Origin of the sequence: Sporosarcina aquimarina (assembly GCF_033253705.1) — a bacterium.
Lineage (GTDB): Bacteria > Bacillota > Bacilli > Bacillales_A > Planococcaceae > Sporosarcina > Sporosarcina aquimarina.
Window position 1 is genome coordinate 216349 of record NZ_JAUBDH010000003.1, and the last position, 21257, is coordinate 237605.

Sequence of the window (21257 nt, forward strand, 5' to 3'; positions counted from 1 at the left end):
CCTATTCTGGAAGCGCAACGCGGAGAACCTCTTCCGTTGTTGTCATTCCCTGTTTTACTTTTTCCAATCCGTCGTCAATTAAGAATATAGTTCCGCTATTGACCGCAGCTTCCCGCATTTTTGCAGGCGTTGCATGGTTATTGATCAATTCACGCATCGGATCATCGATTAACAACACTTCATGGATTGCAACACGGCCGCGATAGCCCGTCATATTACAAGAAGCGCAGCCCGCTCCGCGGTTCACTTCTTCAATTGTCATGCCGCGTTTCGCGAAGATTTCTTTCTCGCGTGTAGTGGCAGGCATTCTTTTTCCGCAATCCCGGCAGACTTTTCGGATGAGACGCTGTGCGACAACCGCATTCAAAGAAGCGGTAACTAGGAACGGTTCAACGCCCATATCCAGCAATCTAGTAATTGAAGCGACAGAATCATTGGTGTGGATTGTACTTAACACGAGATGTCCTGTGAGTGATGCACGAATTGCGATTTCAACAGTATCCCGGTCCCGGATTTCTCCGACCATGACGATGTCCGGGTCTTGTCTCAAAATTGAGCGCAGTCCCGTTGCAAACGTCAACCCGACGTTTTGATTCACTTGGATTTGATTGACCCCGGAAAGCTGATATTCCACCGGGTCTTCCACAGTGATAATATTGACTTCTTCACGATTCAATTTATTAAGTGCCGCATACAATGTCGAGGATTTACCTGAACCCGTCGGCCCGGAAATCAGGACAATTCCGTTCGGTCGTTCAATTTCAGTCAAAAACCGTTCCAAATTCAACGGATTAAAGCCAAGTTTTTTCAAGTCACTCAGAGAACTGCTTAAATCCAATATCCGCATGACGATTTTTTCACCGAAAATCGTAGGAAGTGTCGAGACCCGCAAATCGATCGGTCTGAAGTCAATTGTCGTTTTGATACGGCCGTCTTGCGGAAGACGCTGTTCCGTAATATCCAAGTTAGCCAGAATCTTAATGCGGGCATTCAGCATGCCTTGCATATGTTTCGGTAGAACGCGCTCCGTTTTCAGCATGCCGTCCAACCTGAAACGAATGACGAGTTCGTTCTCCTGGGGATCCAAATGGATATCACTCGCTTTTTGTGTAACCGCTGAGACCATCAGCTGATTGACAAGTCTGACGACTGGTGAATCCAAGTCTGTCAGTTCGTCAGGCTGCTCGCTGTTGTCTTCAGGTTGATCAATAAAAATCTCATCAAACGATTCATCTTCGTAATACTTGGAAATCGTTCGCAAAATATCGTCTTTCGATGCGATGGCTGTTTCAATATGGAATCCAGTCGATAGCCGTAAATCTTCAATCGTCAAGTAGTCCATCGGATCGCTCATCGCAACAAACAATCGGTCACTTTCCGCTTTCAGCGGAACGAGCAAGTTGCGCTTAGCGAACTCTTTAGGAACAATATTGAACAATTTCGGATCGAACGGATAGCGGAATAAGTTGATATGTGGAATCCCCAGTTGGAATTCAAGCACTTCTATCAATTGCTGTTCCGTAATATAGCCGCGTCCAAGTAACGCATCCCCGAGACGCTGGTCTTTCGGTTTTTCAGCAAGCGCCATCTCTAATTGCGCCTCTGTTATCAATCCCGACTCAACTAGTAAGTCTCCTAATCTTTTTCTTGGTGCCGCCATTAAGAATCTACCTCCAAATCGGGTTTACTCGACCAATTGACCACCTTTGTCATATACGGGTTCTTTTTTATCGGGATTTGCAGTAGAATCCCCATTTGAATTTCCGCCGTTTTGAGAAGGCTTATTCGTATTCGAACCATTCGTTCCGTTAGAATTCGAATTATTAGTGCCACCCGATCCATTTTGCGAATTATTATTCGAAGAATCGTTTCCATTTGAGTTCGTTCCATCAGGAGAATTGTTGTCCGATGATGAATTATCATCGTTAGAATTAGTTCCATCAGCAATAGGGGATGAACCCGATCCAGACGAATTATTTGAATCATTCGGTCCTGAATTCCCTGACGAATCACTCGGTTGCCCGTCATTGTTACTAGATGATTCCGGTGCGATTAACGGAAGCTGTTCTACACGAGATACAGGTGGATAAAAGTCTTCTGAAACAGGCTCGGTTGAGAGAAGGGCGCCATCTTCATAGATCCTGCGCTGTACGATTATCTCGAACCCATCTTTCCCCGGTTCTGCAACAACTACTTGTCCTGTTAATAAATCTTCGCTATATTGAACGACCGTTTTCGGTTTGAATTTATTTGTTTCCGCAACATAAGGTTCGTATTCATATCGCAGCGGCAACCCTTCAATAGACACGTTTAAAGAACCATCTTTCCAATTTGCATGAACTGTATAAGACGTATCGTTAGGATTCGTCATCACATAATCCAGCCCAAGATTTGGATTAATCGCTGCTTCAAAACCAGGTTGAACGGCTTCTGTTAACGCACGGCGAACTGTTCGATCTTCCACCCAAAAGTTCGTTTGAAGCGCAGCACTGTAAAGAGCGGAAGCAAGTATCGTTTGCTCATCTTCTTCTAATAAGCCCGGCTGCACTTCATCAATGAATGTAAGTAATGAAAAAGGCGTTTTTGGCTTCATTTGGAAACCATCCAACTCTTCTAAAACATCCAACATAGGTCTTGTGAATCCATTCACTGCAACCGATGAAGTTGCGATTTCAGTAGTTGGCTGCGACGATTCCAGATAATCAGTCAATGTTACCGATTGCGGCATAATACCCGTTTCTAACTTTTTGCTAATCCCAGCCGCAATCGAGGCAATCTCGGAATCTGAAATAGTAAGCATTGGCAGCTCCTGACTGAGCAGCGTGCGAAGACCGTCTTCCGATACAGTTGCAACTAATGAATTCTCAGATTCTGACTGCGCTTGTTCTACAGTCGCAGCTGGATTGTATTCCACGAGTTCAGTTGGCATCTGGAAGGTTGTATCTTGATAGACTAAATCCGCCTGTAATTTGTCTTGCATACCCAATAGTTCAGAACGCAGTTTCACTTCTGCTTCTTGGTCAGTTTGTTTCGATAAATTAAAAGGACCCGCATAAGTATGATCTCCAAAACGTTTGCCGAATACGAATGTATCTGCTGCGGCTGAACCTGCAGTGGCGACACAGAAGAACAGCAGCGAAGCGCCCAAAATGTATATAAAATAAGTTAGAACCGATCGATTACCCACGTACTGGCCGCCTCCCCTACTTTAATTTTCAATACGATTCATATTTATTCAGCCTCTTGCTTTTTCGCAAGCAGTATCGCAGTCGCAAAAGAAAGGCCAAAAATAAATAACAAGGCATACATGAACGACATCATTTGTGATGCCAAGACCCCAACGAAAGATATTGTACTTCCTAACAAAACTATCCACATGGAGTATTTAGGAAGTTTTCCAGAAAAGAAAAATACAGCACTTACAGCTATTAAGTTTATAATTAACAATAAGATATAAATCAGCATAGTATCCCTCTTATTCTTCAATTACTTTATCAATTTTTATTACTTCAGAAAAAATCGGCTTGTATACTGGCTGTTCTTTTTCCGGAGGAGGGAAAAATTCGTCGGGATTGATGTCAAATTCGCCAAAGTTCACCGCTGTTCCTCCATCCATTGTCAAGGACTTACCAAGAATAACACCATTAACTTTTCCGCCGCCATTCAATGTGACATCAGCATTTGGTGCAAGCAGAAGTGTAGATAGTGCGCTTCCGCCACCACTAATAACGACTTTCTTTCCGCCAGTAATGATATTCCCTTGGAAACCTCCTCCGCCGGTTATGGTAATATTTGTGTTTTTAGCAAATAATGAACCATAAATTTTTTGAGCTCCAGTAACTTCTAGATTATTTGGAGTAATTTTATCGTTGTCTAAATATATTTTTAATCGTTTTGTATCTTTGGAAGTATTTATTACACTTCCTGAACCCATAGTTATCGTCTTCTTCACCATTATTGTTAAATTACCTTTTCCAACAAAGTTAATCTTTCCATTTATAATTTTTAAATCATCTACAACCAAAATTCGGTCTTCATTTCCCATGTCAATATTTAAATCATTATCTTGATCTACAATGAATTGGTTAAAGCTATAGTTTTTATCTAAACGTAAAGTGTAATTATCGGTAATCCAGTTATCAATAAATAAAGAGCCATTCATTATTACTTTTTTCCTATTATATTCATTTGGCCCAATTTCTAAATCGTTCATTTTCACCAAGGACGGATATGAAGGGAATTCAGGAAGATTAAAGTTGACCTTCCCTGGTAAGCCTAGCGGATAACCTATGTCAAGATAATGCTCCTTATTAAGAGCTTTGTTTTCAAATCCTGCTGGTACATAGATTGAACCGGTTAACTTGGAACCACCAGAAAAAGTTATTGAATTACTTTGTTCAAGGTTCGTTCCAATATTACCGTGAATAGAAGCACCGCCTGTTAAACTAATTTTATTGTTTACAAAGACAGCTGTATTATCAGGATATTTCAAGTCAGGATTTTTAATAGGAGGCAGCTCTTCGTCTTTTCCAGGCTTTTCTCCCTCATTAAGATAAGCATATTTCAACGTGACGTATTGGGTTAGCTTACGTGTTTTACTGCTGATTTTTCCAGTTGATATAACTTTCAATTTGTTTTTTTCTTCATTTTTCAAAATAGTAATTGCTACTATCGGTTTTGAGTTGTTTTGTGCATTGAATTTATAAGGATATACCGGATTATCTTTTACAGCATTTTTTACAGCGTATAAATACCTTTCCTTTTGTTCGGCTACACTCAATTTCTCAGTAGGAGCAAACTTAACTAATTCTTCCTTAGCTATTTTTTCAATATCTTTTACTGCATAGTTCAAGCCTGCTTCTGCTATGTAAAAAGCTGATTTATCATTACTTTCCTGTAGCCCCGAAGTGTGATGTCTTACAGTCAACCCCAGAATTGAAGCAGTTAGAACAGAAAAAACTAAAAGGACCATCAAAACGACTATTAACGTGTAACCATCTTCATTTTGTTTTTTCAAATCAATCTCCCTCTCTTAGGTATATTGAAGTTTGAAGATGATCACTAGTTCTTGATGATCCATTACTTACAATTAATATCGACAACGTATCTCTTGCAGGATTAAATTTCACATTAAAATCACTGATGTCAGTTGCCCATACTGAGTCATTCTTTTTCAACTCATTGTCCTGTAAACTGTAAACAACGTCCCCTATGGACAAAACAGTATGAGTTGTTCCTATTTTAATCTTGGAGTTATCGTCAACTTTTCTTATTTCCCTTGTAATGTCTTTGATTAAGAATTGAACACTTTCCTCATTCATGATTTTTTCGGATTGGGTATTATATTCCCGTTGACCAAAAAGTTGAGTAGATGCTATCAATAAAAAAACAAATGATAGTAAAACTACTACAGCCAATACCTCGACTAATGTTAACCCTTCATTATTCAATCGTTCATTCATTATCGGATCTCCAATACAACAATGATTCTGCTATAGTATTTTTAGTTCCAGTATTATCGTTAACAGTCTGGATAATAACTCTTGTGACTTTATAATTTTCATAACCAGCCGGATTTTCCAAAATGAATTCAACATCAATTTTCTCTTCTGAAGTTTCTCCTAAAAAATGAAGCTTGGATATTTTTCTGAAATGCTTTTCGTTAACTAAGAAATTGTGGACGCTTTCCAAAGGACTGCCCTTGTGGGACATTAAAACAAAGTTTTCCATTAGTTCACTAGCGTAATTAGAACCATTAATAATTTGATCGGTAGATTTGTTATGAAGTGCGGATTGACTAAATATAGACATAAAAGAAACGATAACTATGCCTAAAATAACAATCGATGCCAGAATTTCCACAAGACTCATCCCAGAGTCCCATTTAAATTTAAACACTCGTCGCACTTTCTCACCTCATTCGTTCCTTTTTCCTAGTTCTAAGCATAACGGACTGCACGTTTGAATTCAATAGCCTATCATTCAATTATTCTACAAAAAAAGACAGCTTTCGCTAGTCTTTTAATCTTTTCTATATTTCAACAGCTTGTCTGCCGTCTGCTTCGTAAACACCCACTCGATTCCGCCCAGCTTGTTTTCCTCCGATATACAGCGCCCGATCTGCATTTCGCAACAAGCTGTTCTCCGACTGGGTGTCTTCCGGAATTGAAGAAACCCCTAGGCTTACTGTCACATGTACTGCAGTTGATTGATAATCTTCCGATAAATCCGACGTGATCCTGAACAAATGCGTTTCCACTTCTGTCCGGATCCCTTCCGCCAACCTAATTGCTTCTTCTTTAGACAAGTCGGGCAGTAAGAGCACAAACTCCTCTCCCCCGTATCTCGCTAACGTACTGCCTTCGGTTTCATACTTCTTTAGAAGTTTAGCGAATTCGATCAATATCTCATTACCACTTTGGTGTCCATACGTATCATTGATAGACTTAAAATGATCGATGTCCATGATGATTGTCGAGAGCGTTTCTAGCTCCTTATTTTCGAACCGATTCATTTCTTCTCTTAACTGTTTCTTTAAATATCGGTAATTAGATAATTTTGTTAAGCCGCACACTTCACTTTTCGCGATGGTCTGTTCATAATGGAATGCTTTCATGATGGATGTTTCAAAATAACCATTCAACAAACCTACCATTTTTTTGTCCAATTCTTCGAAAAAGTTTTTTCTAAACGATGTCAACACAACGAACCCTTCCACTCGTCCTGCACGTAAGATCGGTGCTGTCATCACACTTTGTACTGCCGAACTAAACTTTAAGTGTTCTAACGATTGCACATCTCTATTCGATTTAAACGTTTCGATAGACGTAGTTGATAACGTTCGGAATGCATCGGAATGAAATTCAAAAAACTCAGCTTTACTCGATATAGATCCTGCTTCAGAACAGACGAGGAGCAACAGTTCGTTTCCGTGTCTGACATCCAAAATGTACGCTTGATCATAGTTGACCACATCCCGCAGTTTCTTAGTAAACACCTTCACTACCTCAGAAGTTTTTAAACTCTCCGTCAGCTCATGGCCAATTTCTACCGCTGAAGATAATTTATTATTCAGCTCATCTGAAAACGCAAATTTCCGTATTATTAAAAGGATGAATAAAAATGGAGCTCCAAGTAACAACACCGAAAAAGCTCCAATTATATCTGTCAGCAAACTGTACGCAATCGCCAATGGTAAAACAATCATAGTCATTGTAAAATCCCATATAGAAATCTTCTTTACCATATCTGCGGAAGTCTTCTCTAACTTCAGCATGAGGTACAATACGAAACTGTTAAAGAACGAATAAGACAAAGCATAAACCAATGCTGCAACAACAAATCCCCACGTGGACATATCCGTAAGTCTTCCTCCTACTAAGTGGAAGGTTGTTGCACTAATAATAGAAACAATACCAAACATAAGGGAATTAGTAGTAAATCGATAAAACGCGGGTAAGTTGGATTTGCGTAAAAACTGAGAGAGAAGCAGTGCGAATTGCATGAAAATCATTTCAGCAAAAAAACCGTATTGAAAAAACACGACAAAAATAATCCAGCGCTCCACTGACAGGTTAACCGATGATATTTGAAAGACCACACTCATTGCAATGATCAGCATCACAAAGTTGACGATAATAAAACCATAATCAATATCAAAATAAGGGAAATCGGAATAGCCAATATAAACGAATGTCGGAACGATGAAAAGCCATAACAAAAAGGCAATCCATTCTTTACGCGATACATTCATCATGTCCCATCCCCTCACTTCACTTCATATAACTTCCTACGCGATTACGTCCGGCTTGCTTTGCTCCAATGTATAGGGCGCGGTCTGCATTTCGCAGCAGCGCAAGCGCTTCATCCGTATCTGCAGGCGCTGCAGACACACCTATGCTCGAAGTAATATGAATAATCCTGTCATTCACATTATCAGACAAATCGTTAGTAACGATTATTTTTGACTTTTCAATCTCTTGACGTAATGTTTCAGCAAATATAAGAGCAGCTTCTTTATCGAGATCCGGCAATATATAAACGAATTCCTCGCCGCCATATCTTGCGACTGTCGCTTTTTCAGGAGCCATCCGTTGCAATAAATCTGCCAGCTGCTTCAGTACACGATTGCCATTTTCATGCCCATACGTATCATTGACCCTCTTAAAGTGGTCAATATCCAACACGACGACAGCAAGATTTTGATGAATCGTACGATTGAGTAACGCCATTTCTTTTTCCAATTGGTTTTCTAGAAACCGATAATTATATAGACCCGTAAGCGCACATCGATTACTTTCACGCTCCGCTTTTTCAATATACAGTGCTTTTTCAACTGCTACGATGAAATAAGAACTTAGAAGGTCTAACACATTTAAATGGAATTCTTTAAAGCTACCTCTCTTTTTACTTCCTAGTAAAAACACGCCTACGATTTTTTGGTGCCGGATCAACGGGACACACAATAGACTTTCAATACTATCCGGTACAGTCGTAACTGTATGATGAATCCATTCATCACGTCGAGAATAAAGAAAACCTTCTTCTCTGGACAAAATTCGTCCCGCTATCCCCACCCCGCTAGCTAATCGAACGTCTGGTGTTTCCGCCTTTAGACCTTCATAGTAAAACTGTGCCGGTTCCAGCCAACCGTCGTGATTATCGAACAAATATAAATAGTCCGCTCGAAATAATGCTGCTGTTTCAGACATAAATTTGTCAATCACTGTTTCTTCTGTCGTCATCTTCGCGAGTTGCTGACCGATTTCACCAACAGCTTGAATATAGCTATTCAAATCTTCTTTATGTGTATTTAATCTAAGAATGATAGTCACAGTAAAGAACGGAATCCCTATCAACAAAAACCCGATAAAGCCATAGTGAATCAGCAATAAATACAATGATAATGCGAGTGGAACGGCCATAATCATCCGTAAATAAAGAAGAATGGTTTCCTTCAATGTATCAAGCCGGGTTCTGCCGGTCAGAACACTATAAAGTTTAAAAATCCCGTCGTACAGCAATGAGTACACAATCTGATAAACTAATACACTGCCGATCAGCAGCCAGAAAGACATTTCTCCTACTTCGGCACCCGTCAAAAAGTAAGCAGCGGCAGCAGCGATAGACAGAAGGAAATAAGCTAACGAATTATACAGGAAGCGATATAGCACATCACCCGTTTTATACCGGGCAAACACAGCTAGCGCTACAATAATCTGTGTCAAAAGGAGCTCAGTCGTTAAACCGTACAATAAAAATATAGGAAGCGTAAACCATACAAAAAGAATGACAGATTTGCCATTGTAAATAATCGGAAAGTAAATACTGAGGAATCCAAAGAAAATAGAAAGTGTAATCCAGAGCATATTTACATCGGGGATTGGCTGCGTACTAAGAAGAAAAACGATGCCGGTCGGCACAATCAGAATCCATAGCAAAAGCAACACTACCATTGGCCGGCCTTTCAAGTTCATCGTCTTCATTCCTCCAAATCGTCATCCGGGTATGCGGAATTTTCTATCTATTGATAGTTAAATTATATGAGACCTTAGACTATTTAGCAAGTATAATGAACCTGAGACTATTTTCTTTTTATTTAGGTCTTTTGAATTACATTTGAATAACATATTATTATTTTTTACCTTTTTATTTCCAAATGAGCATTGATTATACAAAACTTCTGCAGATGCTGCGCCCGGCACATTAAAGTCGAGAAATGTAAATGAATGCGCCACTGGAATCAATTCATCTAATGTTGCTTTTACGTCTTTATTCCCCATCATGCCAATGACGAAATCGACAGTTTCCCCTGGAAATTGTTGTTGAATGGTTGACGTCAGCATTTTGGCAGCCGCTGGATTGTGAGCCCCGTCAAAAAATAGATTAGGAGCGACTTCTTCAAATCGATAGGCCAGCTGGGCTTTTGCGATACCTGATTGGATTGCTTCACACGGCAGTGACACACCTGAATGTAGCAGCGCTTCAATAGCGACTGCCGCGTTATTCGCTTGATGTGGTCCTTTCATTTTCCGGCTTGGGAGTTCAATAATTTCTGATCCGTGAAATTGTTCCGGACTTTCTTCATTCATCCAAAAATCTTGTCCATACAGATACAGAGGACTTTCCGTCTCCTTCGCAATCTCTTTTATTACTCTCGCTGCTTCTTCCGATAACTGACCGCACACTGCTGGAATTCCCTTTTTAACTATCCCGGCTTTGTGCCACGCTATCTCTTCAATGGTGTCCCCAAGAAATCCTACATGATCGATTGCAATAGACGGAATCACTGAAACAACTGGTGTGATAACATTCGTGCTGTCAAAACGTCCGCCCATTCCACATTCAATCAGCACAACATCCGGCTGGACTCTGTCAAAAGTGACAAACGCCGCAGCCGTCAGCAATTCGAAATCTGTGAGTAATCCATCGAGCCCCGCTGCTTTCATTGTCTGAAATGATTTCGTCAGTTCTTCTTCAGAACAGTTTTCACCATCCAAACGAATCTGGTCATGAATATCAATCATTGCAGGTGACGTGAATACACCCGTACTCAGTCCTGCTTCTAGAAGAATCGATTCCATGAATCGAATGGTCGAGCCTTTGCCATTTGTCCCCGCAACATGGATTGTCCGTACGTTATCTTGTGGCGACCCGAGGAGTTCCATCGCATGTTCGATCGCAGCAAGCCCCGGTTTTATATTATTATCACTGGTGATTTTTACTCTTTTTCTATATTCGTCCAACTTTGGAATCATATCTTTTCTCCACCTTATGCTAAACTTATAGTCAATCGCCTGTATCTGGCTTTTTATAAAAGTATAGCACGAGAAGGAAGGGTTTTATTTGAAGAGTTGTTGGATTATTTATAATGGCAGTTTAGTGAATGACAAATTCAGGGATCAGGCAGAACTGATTCAAGAAGCCGCTGAACGCGCAGGTGTTTCCCCTAGGATTTATAAGAATTACGAAGTGCTTATGGATGTGACAGCGCCAACCGATTCGCTTCCCGACTTTGTCGTGTTTTTGGATAAAGACATTGTGCTTGCAACATATTTGCAATCACTTGGCATTCCTGTCTTCAATGATCCCGAAGTGATTGAGCGCTGTGACAATAAAACTAAACAAGCAATTGCTCTTGCACACGATCAGATTCCGATGCCGCGCACAATTTTGGCTCCCAAAGTGTATCCGAAGTTCACTATCCGGGACAGCGGCTATTACGAACGCGTGTTGAGTGAACTGGAGCTTCCGATGATTATTAAAGAAGCACGTGGCTCGTTCGGAATGAATGTCTACCTGATAGAAACGGAACAGCAATATTACGAAAAAGTGGATGAATTGCGTGGTGTCGACTTTCTATTCCAGGAATTCATCGCCTCAAGCCGCGGTCGTGATATTCGGGTCAATGTAGTGGGTCAACAAGTAATTGCTGCCATGTACCGTCATTCCGAGACCGATTTCAGAGCAAATATTACGAATGGCGGAGTCGCTGAAGTTGTTGAGCTGACGGACGAGCAGATTGATGTTGCGCTGCGTGCTGCAAAATCTGTTGGTGCCGATTTTGCAGGCGTGGATCTGTTATTCGACCGGGACGAGCAGCCGCTTGTGTGTGAAGTGAATGCGGCTGCGCACATTCGAAATATTTATAATGTTACTGGCATTAACGTCGCGGATGCGATGATTGCATACATTTTAGAGGTGATTCGATGAAAGGGTTTATCTATTATGAAGAGGCCGACGCGGTCCGTAATCGTTGGTTCATTGACGAACTCATAAAAGCAGGCAGCGTGTACGATCTCGACGTGGAACTGCGAGTTGAGGATGAGACGGGGTTAGATTCTGCTGATTTCATTGTCTATCGCGGGCGGGATTTTGAAGTGAGCAGGAAATGGGAGCAGGACGGCATGCTTGTTGTGAACCGCAGTGAGGTGAACCGGATTGCGAATGATAAATTGCAGACGTTTCAACTTGGTGCGCTGCTAGGCATTCCTGCAATTCCAACTAAGTTGGTGACGTCAGCTGATGCGATTCACGAGTATCCGGTCGTTGTGAAAACTGTCGATGGTCATGGTGGAGAAGATGTTCACTTGTGTGAAACTGTTGCTGAGGTTGAACAGACGATTTCACGCTATATCGGGAGGCAGCTGCTCGTGCAACCATTCATAGAACATAATTCATCAGATATCCGTTTGTACGTCATTGGTGACGAAGTTGTTGGATCGGTTCGGCGTACGGGTGTGAATAATTTCAAGGCAAATGTCACTTTGGGCGGAACCGCTGAACGATTTGATGCACCTGCTCCGCTTCGGGACTTTGCGGAAAGAATCGCGAAAGCATTGAAAAGTGATTATATCGGGGTTGACTTCATTCAAAATAACGGCGGCGTTTGGCTGTTAAATGAAATCGAGGATCCTGTTGGAGCGCGGTCGCTTTATGAGACGAGCGAACTCAATGTGGCGCAGGAAGTTATGCGGCATATCCATAAAAAGTTGTTGAAATCCTTATGAAGTGCATAGTTTGCACTTTGTAAGGGTTTTTTATTTGGTAAAGGGCAGTTTTTTGATTGTCCGACAGAATAGGTGGATTGTCCGACACTTGGAGCATGTTGCTATACACTAGGTGGTGTTTCTCCATCACTATGGGACATTTCTCCGATACTTCGCTAAATTTCTCGATAACGAGACACAATTCACGTGCTTTAAGGGATTAATTGGTAGGCGCTTCGCGCTTTTTTGTTCGTATCCTCTCCATTAAAATGATTCTCCTTACACGTTATGAGCGATTTCCGAGATTTATGAGCACTTTCACAGCATTATGAGCACATTTCAACTTTTATGAGCGTTCTGCGAGGTTTATGAGCACTTCTCAACTTTTATGAGCGTTCTGCGAGGTTTATGAGCACTTCCCAAGTTTTATGAGCGTTTCCCGAGATTTATGAGCACTTCCCAAGTTTTATGAGCGTTTCTCGAGATTTATGAGCACTTCCCAAGTTTTATGAGCGTTCCGCGAGATTTATGAGCACTTCCCAAGTTTTATGAGCGTTTCCCGAGATTTATGAGCTGTTTCCGCGATTTATGAGCACTTTTCAAGTTTTATGAGCACTTGCCGAGATTTATGAGCACTTCTCATGATTTATGAGCACTTTTCAATTTTTATGAGCACTTACCGAGATTTATGATCACTTTCCAAGTTTTATGAGCGTTTCCCGAGATTTATGAGCACTTTCTAAGATTTATGAGCATTCTACCTACACCCCATGCACTTCTCTAAACAAAGCAAAAAGGGCTTTCGCTAGAAAGCCCTTCCTCCTTTAAATCTCTTTCAATTCTTCGATGCGGCGCTGAACAGCTGCGTGTTTTTCGAGATAGTCCGCTTCTTTGGCACGTTCTTCGTCGACAACAGACTGTGGTGCTTTGGAAACGAACCGTTCGTTGGACAATTTGCCTTGAACACGTTTCACTTCACCTGCCCATTTGTCGAGCTCTTTACCGAGACGCGCAATTTCTTCGTCGATATCGAGTAAGCCTTCGAGCGGCATGAAGAGTTCTGCACCTGTAACAACTGCAGACATCGACTTGCCCGGGGCTTGGATATCCACTCCGATTTGGAGAGTCTCCGGATTACAGAACTTTTCCAAGTACGCCCAGTTTTCATCTAGCACGTCAACTGTCGCTTCGTCTTTCGCAGAAATGTACAGCGGTACTTGACGGCTCATCGGCGTATTCACTTCCCCACGGATTGCACGAACCGCTTTGATGACGTCCGTCAATAACTTCATATGACCTGAACGCTCGTCGTTCGTAAGTGCAGCATCTGCAACCGGCCATGCCGCAACTGTGATTGACTCGCCTTCGTGCGGCAAGTTCTGCCAGATCTCTTCTGTAATGAATGGCATCAATGGGTGCAGCAAACGCATTGTATTATCAAGAACATACGCAAGCACTGAACGCGTCATATGCTTCGCTTTTTCATCTTCTCCATACAATGGCAACTTCGCCATCTCGATATACCAGTCACACAAATCATCCCAGATGAAGTTATAAAGCGCGCGGCCGACTTCACCGAATTCATAGCGATCGGATAGTTTTGTTACAGAGTCGATTGTTTCGTTGAGACGAGTTAAAATCCAGTCGTCTGCAACAGAGCGTTCTCCGGACAAATCGATTTCTTCATATTTCAAGCCTTCCATGTTCATCAGCGCAAATCGGGAAGCATTCCAGATTTTGTTGGCAAAGTTCCAGATGGCTTCAACTTTTTCAGTCGAGTAGCGAAGATCTTGACCAGGAGAAGATCCTGTAGCTAGGAAGTAACGCAATGCGTCGGCACCGTACTGATCGATGACATCCATCGGATCCACACCGTTACCGAGTGACTTCGACATTTTGCGGCCGTCTTCTGCGCGAACCAGACCGTGAATCAGCACATCTTTGAATGGACGCTGATCGGTAAACTCAATCCCTTGGAAGATCATGCGAGACACCCAGAAGAAGATGATGTCATATCCTGTAACAAGAGCATCTGTAGGATAATAGCGTTTGAACTCAGGATCTTCCGTGTCCGGCCAGCCCATAGTCGAGAACGGCCATAGCGCAGACGAGAACCACGTATCGAGCACGTCATTTTCCTGATGCCAGTTTTCAACGTCTACAGGTGCTTCTTCTCCTACGAACACTTCACCTGTTTCATTATGGTACCATGCTGGAATACGGTGGCCCCACCATAGTTGGCGGGAGATACACCAGTCGTGGACATTTTCCATCCAAGTCAAATATGTTTTCTCAAAACGTTCCGGAACGAATGTTACTTTTCCTTCAGCTTGTTGCAATTCAATCGCTTTTTCAGCAAGAGGCTGCATTTTAACGAACCATTGTGTAGACAAATACGGCTCGACAACTGCACCGCTACGCTCTGAGTGACCCACAGAGTGTTTGTGCTCCTCGATTTTAAATAACACTTCCATGTCCTGTAAATCTTTGACGATTGCTTTACGGCATTCGAAACGGTCCATTCCCTCGTACTTGCCAGCTAAGTTATTCATGGATCCATCTTCATTCATCACAAGAACGCGCGGCAAGTCATGACGATTTCCGATTTCAAAGTCATTCGGGTCGTGTGCTGGTGTAATCTTAACTGCACCGCTTCCGAAATCCATTTCAACGTAATCATCTGCTACGATCGGAATTTCACGTCCAACAATTGGCAGCTTCACTGTTTTTCCGATTAAGTGCTGGTAGCGCTCGTCGTCAGGGTGAACTGCAACAGCCGTATCCCCAAGCATTGTTTCTGGGCGGGTTGTCGCAATTTCAATAGTTCCAGTTCCATCTGTGAGTGGGTACCGCATATGATAGAAAGCACCCGCTACATCTTTATGGATCACTTCGATATCTGACAAAGCCGTTTTCGTCGCTGGATCCCAGTTAATGATGTACTCACCACGGTAGATTAAGTCTTTCTCATACAACTTCACGAACACTTCGCGCACTGCACGTGAAAGTCCTTCATCCAACGTAAAGCGCTCGCGTGAATAGTCAAGGGCAAGACCCATTTTCGCCCATTGCTCGCGAATATGGCCAGCGTATTCATCTTTCCATTTCCACGTTTCTTCCAGGAATTTTTCGCGTCCTAGATCATAACGTGTTTGCCCATTGGCACGAAGCTTTTCTTCCACTTTCGCTTGCGTTGCAATACCCGCATGGTCCATACCCGGAAGCCATAATGCATCACATCCCTGCATACGCTTCATACGAATCAAGATATCTTGAAGCGTCGTATCCCAAGCGTGCCCTAAGTGCAATTTACCGGTCACATTCGGTGGCGGAATGACAATCGTATATGGCTCTTTCCCACTCTCGGGCTGCGCTTTAAAATACTCACCCTTCAACCACCATTCATACCGATCCATCTCAATCGAACGGGGATCATACTTAGTCGGCATCTCCAACTGCTCTTTTTCCGTCATCACAATTCCTCCTCGTGTAGTTCGACTTACATGTTTGATGGAACACAAAAAACCCCTTCGTCGTTAAAGGACGAAGGAGTTAGTTCGCGGTACCACCTTTATTTGCAGCCATGCAAAAAACACATGCTGCCTCAATGAAAATAACGGCTTCTAACCGGCTTTCGCTACTTGAAAAAATGTTCACGAAAACTGCTGACGGGTGACCTTCAAACTGTCGTCAATAGGTCCTTGCACCATGCGGACCCTCTCTAAAAATGTCGACCGATCTACTCTCCCGCTCACTGCATCACTATCCTGTTACCCATAGTTTACCGGATGCAGAGCGTACCCGTCAAGCCCGCTGTGAAAGGATGGTGTTATGAGAAGAGGCTACAATCCTTACTTGCTCCCCCCATGGCTCAGAAAATGTCGTTTTTACGGTAAAATGATTATTATCCCAATCTCTTGTTTTCAGCTGATCCGACTATTGATCATTCCAACGACAGGAGACTTTTTACTCTTCTGTGTTCTTTGCGGATGTTGCTTCCTATTCCACAAAAACATCATTTAACCGAAATGTTGTGACGGTTACATCGTCTTCCAAATTGCTAAAAAACCCTACCATTTCGTTATCACTTACAGAATCTATCGCTGTGAAGCGTGCCGAACTGGAACTGTCATCATCCGTATAATGCGCAACCTGTTCAGCCGCTTCAGCTGTTTCACTTTGTTCTGCAGTAGGGATTTCTTGATACGCAACGGCAGTATCTTGTGATTCCACAGTTGCTTCTTCAACAGCTGCTGTTGCTGCGGGCTGTTGTATTTCTTTTTGAAAGGCTTCTACAGTCCACATAACCACTAACCCGCCATCATCTGTAGCGGATGCCGTTGCATCGATTACTTTTGCTTCAAAGTTTCCTCCGCTGGAAGGAAAATCGACGAGCAAGGGAACTGCGTACTCAAAATAACCTGTTTGTTCTTCAACATCGACATCGTCTATCAATACCGCTTCAGACAGGCTGTCTTTTTCTTGTCCTTCTCCATCAAAGGTGACATTCGCTTTCACAAGATACACACCCGATAATCGGACTGCATCCTCAGTTTCTTGTTCTGTATAACCCGCTGTCACATTCACTTCTTGCGCAGAAACCGCTTTCCCATATTCTGCAGGAAACTGAAACGTTTCCGATAATGTCCACTGTGTTGGTTCCATTGTTCTGCCGCCTCCTTTTATACAGGTAGTATATGACAGCGTTCCACTTAACAGAACAATGCCCAAAGAAAAACAGCCTTTCCAAAAGCGGATCCGCTTCATGAAAGGCTGTTTTACTTATTTACTTCTTCAACTGACCGAAAACTTTGTGGAATGCTTCCACTGTTTTTGCGATATGTGCTTCCGTATGTGCAGAAGAAAGGAACATTCCTTCAAACTGCGATGGTGGTAAGAAGATTCCTTCTTCCGCCATCAAACGGTAGTATTCAGCAAACAATTTCAAGTCCGATGTTTTGGCAGACTCATAATCGATCACCTCTTCGTTTGTAAAGAAGAAACCAATCATTGATCCTGCACGATTCACTGTATGAGGAATATTATTTGCAGTTGCCGCAGCCCGGAATCCTTCTTCCAGCTGATCGCCTAGCTTCATGAAATGATCATATGATTCTGGATTCAAACGTTTCAATGTTTCAATTCCTGCAGTCATAGCTAGTGGATTTCCTGAGAGCGTACCTGCTTGATACACCGTACCTGCCGGAGCAATGTGTTCCATGATTTCGCGCTTTCCACCGTAAGCACCAACAGGAAGACCGCCGCCAATTACTTTGCCAAGGCACGTTAAATCAGGCGTCACACCAAAGTGCCCTTGAGCACAATTGTAGCCAACACGGAAACCGGTCATGACTTCGTCAAAAATAAGCAATGTCCCGTTTTCTTCCGTCAACTTGCGCAGTTCTTGTAGGAACTCAGGCTGAGGAGGAACAACGCCCATGTTGCCTGCCACCGGCTCAACGATAACTCCTGCAAGATCGTCGCCATACTCTTTGAACGCAACTTTCAAGCTTTCTAAATCATTATAAGGAACTGTAATGGTATTTTTCGCAACACCTTCAGGAACCCCCGGGCTATCCGGAAGTCCAAGAGTTGCAACACCAGATCCGGCTTTTATCAATAAAGAATCGCCGTGGCCGTGATAGCAGCCTTCGAATTTCAAAATCAGATTGCGTTTCGTATATCCACGTGCCAGACGCAGAACACTCATCGTTGCTTCTGTACCTGAAGAGACCATGCGAACCATTTCAATCGATGGTACACGGTCAATTACGAGTTCTGCTAATTCGTTCTCAAGCAATGTCGGCGCTCCGAAACTCGAGCCTTTCACTGCAGCTTGTTGAATTGCAGATACCACGCCTTCTTCAGCATGTCCTAAAATCAGCGGTCCCCATGATAAGACGTAATCGATGTATTCGTTGCCATCGATGTCCGTAATGATTGCGCCTTTTCCGCTTTCCATGAAGATCGGGTCCATGTTAACAGACTTGAACGCGCGAACAGGTGAGTTCACCCCGCCCGGCATTAGTTCTACCGCTTCTTTAAAAGCAGCTTGCGATTTTGTATAGTCTCTCATTTTGTCTCCTCCAACCAACGCGCAGCATCTTTTGCATGATAGGTCATGATCAGGTCAGCACCTGCACGTTTCATACTTGTCAACGTTTCGAGCACAATACGCTGTTCATCTACCCAGCCATTGAGTGCAGCAGCTTTCACCATTGCATACTCTCCGCTGACGTTATATGCAACCATCGGCAGCAGCGTATTATTTTTCACATCACGTAAAATATCCAAATAAGATAATGCCGGTTTAACGATTAGGAAATCTGCACCTTCTGCAATATCCGATTCCGCTTCACGCAATGCTTCCATTCGATTCGCTGGATCCATTTGATACGCTTTACGGTCTCCGAATTGAGGAGTTGAATCGGCAGCATCTCGGAATGGACCATAATATGCAGATGCATACTTCACCGCATAAGACATAATTGGCGTCTCCTCAAATCCTGCTTCGTCCAATCCAAGACGAATCGCTGCAACAAATCCATCCATCATGTTAGAAGGCGCGATGATATCCGCTCCTGCATTCGCTTGGGATACCGCTGTTTTCACAAGTAATTCAAGTGAAGGATCGTTAAGCACGCGCTCTCCTTCGATAACGCCGCAATGACCGTGATCCGTGTACTCACATAGACACGTATCTGCAACGACTAGCAAATCTGGATGACGTTCTTTGGACAATCGAATCGCTTCCTGAATAATCCCGTGGTCGTGGTACGCACCACTGCCGACAGCGTCTTTTTCTGTCACGACGCCGAAAAAGATAACGGAAGGAATACCGAGTCGTACTACTTCATCGAGCTCTTCAGCAAGGTTATCCATCGAATGTTGATAGATGCCTGGCATTGAAGGAATCTCATTTTTTACATTTTCGCCTTCAATAACAAAAATTGGATATATGAAGTCTGTCGCTTGAAGTTGTGTTTCACGAACCATTGCACGCATTCCAGCTGTGCTGCGAAGCCGACGGTGCCGGCGGAAGTTTAAGTTATTCATCAAATCAGTTCCTTCCTTTTCGACTCGGCAAGAGATTGCACGAGTTCAGGTAATGTATACGTTTCAGGCATGACGGTAACAGACGCCCCTGCTTCTTGCAGCGCCCGCTCCGTAATATGGCCAATTGCACCAATGGTATAGCCTGTCCAGTTAAGAGACGGGACGACTCGGTCTTTAAAAACAGCAACTGCTGATGGACTTGCAAACAAGATAGAAACAGAAGGTTCAGCTTTCACAAGCTCAACAATTTCATCTGCATGAGAAGTTTCAGGAAGCGTTTCATAGATCGTCCATTCATCCACTGTCAGGGATAATTCAGTCGTTATTAACGTTCCAGCCAAGTTGCCTTTGATAAAAAGTGCTCGCAGTGATTCCCCTTCAGGATTAAACTGCTTCACAAAAACGTCCGCGCTAAACACTTGTGGAATAAAGTCCACACGAAAGCCGATTCGCTCCAACGCATTTGCGGTTTTATCGCCCACTGCGGCTACATTCACGTTAAAGGCACTCGCATCTTTGTTAAAACGTTCCATTTTTTGTTCAAACGCAGCTACCGCACTTTGGCTCGTAAAAATAAGCCAATCATACGAAGTCGCAAATTCTAGTTGTGTTTCATCATCTGATGCAAAACGTTCCCTTGTCTTAATAAGCGGGAGCGAAACTGGTGTTCCGCCATACCGTTTAACCAGGTCAAACGGTTCTTCTGACTTTTTAGTGCTCGTAAAAATTACGGTTTCGCCGCGTAAAGGCTGCTTACTGTCCATCCATTTCAGCCTTCACACGTTCAATGACTTCTGCAGCCCCTTCTTTACGCAACACATCAGAAACGATTTTACCTGCTTCAACGGCAGTTTTTGCTTTTGCTGTATGACGATATACTTCTGAAGCATCTGGAGCCGCTATGAAGCCCGTTAATTCAATTCCATCGTCATGCATCGTCGCATAGCCGCCAATTGGAACTTGGCAAGATCCATTCATTTCCCGCAAGAACGTACGCTCAGCTTCGACTTCTGTGAATGTCTGCTCGTCATTCAGTTTTGCAAGTTCAGCTAATAATTCCTGATCGTCTGAACGGCATTCGATTGAAAGCGCGCCTTGACCTACTGCAGGGATACAATCTTCCAAGTTCATGTATTCTGTAATAATATCATCGCCCCAGCCCATCCGTTTTAGACCGGATGCGGCAAGTAGAATTGCATCATATTCCCCGTCCTGCATCTTCTTCAGGCGTGTATCGATATTCCCGCGAATCCATTTAATCTCAAGATCCGGGCGCAATAGTAGTAACTGCGAACTTCTGCGCAGACTAGACGTTCCGACAACAGCGCCTTGTGGTAAATCTTTGAACGCCACATCTCCATTTGAGATGAACGCATCACGAGGATCCACACGTTTCGGAATACATCCGACTATCAAGCCTTCTGGCAATACGGAAGGCATATCTTTCATACTATGTACGGCAAAGTCGATTTCTTTGTCGAACAAGGCTTGTTGAATTTCTTTTACAAACAATCCCTTACCGCCGACCTTAGAAAGCTGGACGTCAATAATACGATCCCCTTTAGTCACGATTTCTTTCACTTCAAATTCAAACGGAACACCCGCAGCTTTCAATTGGTCGATGAACCAGTTTGTTTGTGTTAACGCAAGCTTACTTCTCCGTGAACCTACAATAATTTTTCTCAATGAACTCTTCCTTCCTAAAATAACTAA

The 21257-nt window shown here is 42.9% G+C and carries 17 protein-coding genes and 1 other annotated feature; of the genes, 2 read left to right on the forward strand and 15 right to left on the reverse strand.

Annotated features, from left to right (window positions below):
• Window position 1: 1 nt before the first annotated feature.
• From QT716_RS06275 to QT716_RS06315, 9 genes are all read right to left on the reverse strand, one after another.
• Window positions 2-1660 (reverse strand): GspE/PulE family protein, encoded by a 1659-nt coding sequence (locus QT716_RS06275; RefSeq protein ID WP_317935193.1) that lies wholly within the window; start codon window positions 1658-1660, stop codon window positions 2-4.
• Window positions 1661-1684: 24 nt separating this feature from the next.
• Complete coding sequence (locus QT716_RS06280; protein ID WP_317935194.1) at window positions 1685-3187, reverse strand: G5 domain-containing protein; 1503 nt, start codon at window positions 3185-3187, stop codon at window positions 1685-1687.
• Window positions 3188-3231: 44 nt separating this feature from the next.
• Window positions 3232-3465: a hypothetical protein gene (locus tag QT716_RS06285; protein WP_317935195.1), complete on the reverse strand. Its 234-nt coding sequence runs from the start codon at window positions 3463-3465 to the stop codon at window positions 3232-3234.
• A 10-nt stretch (window positions 3466-3475) separates the two neighbouring features.
• Window positions 3476-5017 carry a DUF7305 domain-containing protein gene (locus QT716_RS06290; RefSeq protein ID WP_317935196.1) on the reverse strand — a complete coding sequence of 514 codons (1542 nt, stop codon included), beginning with the start codon at window positions 5015-5017 and terminating at the stop codon, window positions 3476-3478.
• A 1-nt stretch (window position 5018) separates the two neighbouring features.
• The gene (locus tag QT716_RS06295; protein ID WP_317935197.1) at window positions 5019-5462 is read right to left on the reverse strand and encodes a hypothetical protein; all 444 of its coding nucleotides are present in this window, start codon (window positions 5460-5462) and stop codon (window positions 5019-5021) included.
• The gene (locus QT716_RS06300) at window positions 5455-5898 is read right to left on the reverse strand and encodes a type IV pilus modification PilV family protein (protein ID WP_317935198.1); all 444 of its coding nucleotides are present in this window, start codon (window positions 5896-5898) and stop codon (window positions 5455-5457) included. Before QT716_RS06300 ends, QT716_RS06295 begins: the two co-directional genes overlap by 8 nt.
• Before the next feature lie 133 nt (window positions 5899-6031).
• Window positions 6032-7756, reverse strand: a complete 1725-nt coding sequence (locus QT716_RS06305) for a sensor domain-containing diguanylate cyclase (RefSeq protein ID WP_317935199.1) — start codon at window positions 7754-7756, stop codon at window positions 6032-6034.
• 16 nt (window positions 7757-7772) lie between these two features.
• Window positions 7773-9476 carry a GGDEF domain-containing protein gene (locus QT716_RS06310; RefSeq protein ID WP_317935200.1) on the reverse strand — a complete coding sequence of 568 codons (1704 nt, stop codon included), beginning with the start codon at window positions 9474-9476 and terminating at the stop codon, window positions 7773-7775.
• Between the two features lie 57 nt (window positions 9477-9533).
• On the reverse strand, window positions 9534-10757 hold the full coding sequence (locus QT716_RS06315; RefSeq protein ID WP_317935201.1) for a bifunctional folylpolyglutamate synthase/dihydrofolate synthase: 1224 nt from the start codon (window positions 10755-10757) through the stop codon (window positions 9534-9536).
• Window positions 10758-10845: 88 nt separating this feature from the next.
• Here QT716_RS06315 and QT716_RS06320 point away from each other — a divergent pair, with 88 nt between their 5' ends.
• A complete protein-coding gene (locus QT716_RS06320; protein WP_317935202.1) occupies window positions 10846-11712 on the forward strand; it encodes an ATP-grasp domain-containing protein in 867 nt (288 codons plus the stop codon).
• Entirely contained in the window at window positions 11709-12509 is an 801-nt protein-coding gene (locus tag QT716_RS06325) for an ATP-grasp domain-containing protein (protein WP_317935203.1), read from the forward strand. The genes QT716_RS06320 and QT716_RS06325 overlap by 4 nt, the downstream gene beginning before the upstream one ends.
• 803 nt (window positions 12510-13312) lie before the next feature.
• Here the strand turns inward: QT716_RS06325 and QT716_RS06330 are convergent.
• From QT716_RS06330 to hemC, 6 genes are all read right to left on the reverse strand, one after another.
• Entirely contained in the window at window positions 13313-15961 is a 2649-nt protein-coding gene (locus QT716_RS06330; protein ID WP_317935204.1) for a valine--tRNA ligase, read from the reverse strand.
• A 63-nt stretch (window positions 15962-16024) separates the two neighbouring features.
• Window positions 16025-16252: a binding site (T-box leader), on the reverse strand.
• Between the two features lie 235 nt (window positions 16253-16487).
• On the reverse strand, window positions 16488-17153 hold the full coding sequence (locus tag QT716_RS06335; RefSeq protein ID WP_317935205.1) for a hypothetical protein: 666 nt from the start codon (window positions 17151-17153) through the stop codon (window positions 16488-16490).
• Between the two features lie 121 nt (window positions 17154-17274).
• Complete coding sequence (hemL, locus tag QT716_RS06340) at window positions 17275-18564, reverse strand: glutamate-1-semialdehyde 2,1-aminomutase (protein WP_317935206.1); 1290 nt, start codon at window positions 18562-18564, stop codon at window positions 17275-17277.
• A complete protein-coding gene (gene hemB, locus QT716_RS06345) occupies window positions 18561-19544 on the reverse strand; it encodes a porphobilinogen synthase (RefSeq protein ID WP_317935207.1) in 984 nt (327 codons plus the stop codon). Before hemB ends, hemL begins: the two co-directional genes overlap by 4 nt.
• The gene (locus QT716_RS06350) at window positions 19544-20308 is read right to left on the reverse strand and encodes a uroporphyrinogen-III synthase (RefSeq protein WP_317935208.1); all 765 of its coding nucleotides are present in this window, start codon (window positions 20306-20308) and stop codon (window positions 19544-19546) included. The genes hemB and QT716_RS06350 overlap by 1 nt, the downstream gene beginning before the upstream one ends.
• Window positions 20298-21230: a hydroxymethylbilane synthase gene (hemC, locus tag QT716_RS06355; protein ID WP_317935209.1), complete on the reverse strand. Its 933-nt coding sequence runs from the start codon at window positions 21228-21230 to the stop codon at window positions 20298-20300. Before hemC ends, QT716_RS06350 begins: the two co-directional genes overlap by 11 nt.
• Between the last annotated feature and the right edge of the window lie 27 nt (window positions 21231-21257).

Coding starts and splice junctions, on each gene's coding strand:
- QT716_RS06275 (WP_317935193.1), bottom strand. CDS start 1,660: ATGGCGGCACCAAGAAAAAGATTAGGAGACTTACTAGTTGAGTCGGGA.
- QT716_RS06285 (WP_317935195.1), bottom strand. CDS start 3,465: ATGCTGATTTATATCTTATTGTTAATTATAAACTTAATAGCTGTAAGT.
- QT716_RS06295 (WP_317935197.1), bottom strand. CDS start 5,462: ATGAATGAACGATTGAATAATGAAGGGTTAACATTAGTCGAGGTATTG.
- QT716_RS06305 (WP_317935199.1), bottom strand. CDS start 7,756: ATGATGAATGTATCGCGTAAAGAATGGATTGCCTTTTTGTTATGGCTT.
- QT716_RS06310 (WP_317935200.1), bottom strand. CDS start 9,476: ATGAACTTGAAAGGCCGGCCAATGGTAGTGTTGCTTTTGCTATGGATT.
- QT716_RS06315 (WP_317935201.1), bottom strand. CDS start 10,757: ATGATTCCAAAGTTGGACGAATATAGAAAAAGAGTAAAAATCACCAGT.
- QT716_RS06325 (WP_317935203.1), top strand. CDS start 11,709: ATGAAAGGGTTTATCTATTATGAAGAGGCCGACGCGGTCCGTAATCGT.
- QT716_RS06330 (WP_317935204.1), bottom strand. CDS start 15,961: ATGACGGAAAAAGAGCAGTTGGAGATGCCGACTAAGTATGATCCCCGT.
- QT716_RS06335 (WP_317935205.1), bottom strand. CDS start 17,153: ATGGAACCAACACAGTGGACATTATCGGAAACGTTTCAGTTTCCTGCA.
- hemL (WP_317935206.1), bottom strand. CDS start 18,564: ATGAGAGACTATACAAAATCGCAAGCTGCTTTTAAAGAAGCGGTAGAA.
- hemB (WP_317935207.1), bottom strand. CDS start 19,544: ATGAATAACTTAAACTTCCGCCGGCACCGTCGGCTTCGCAGCACAGCT.
- QT716_RS06350 (WP_317935208.1), bottom strand. CDS start 20,308: ATGGACAGTAAGCAGCCTTTACGCGGCGAAACCGTAATTTTTACGAGC.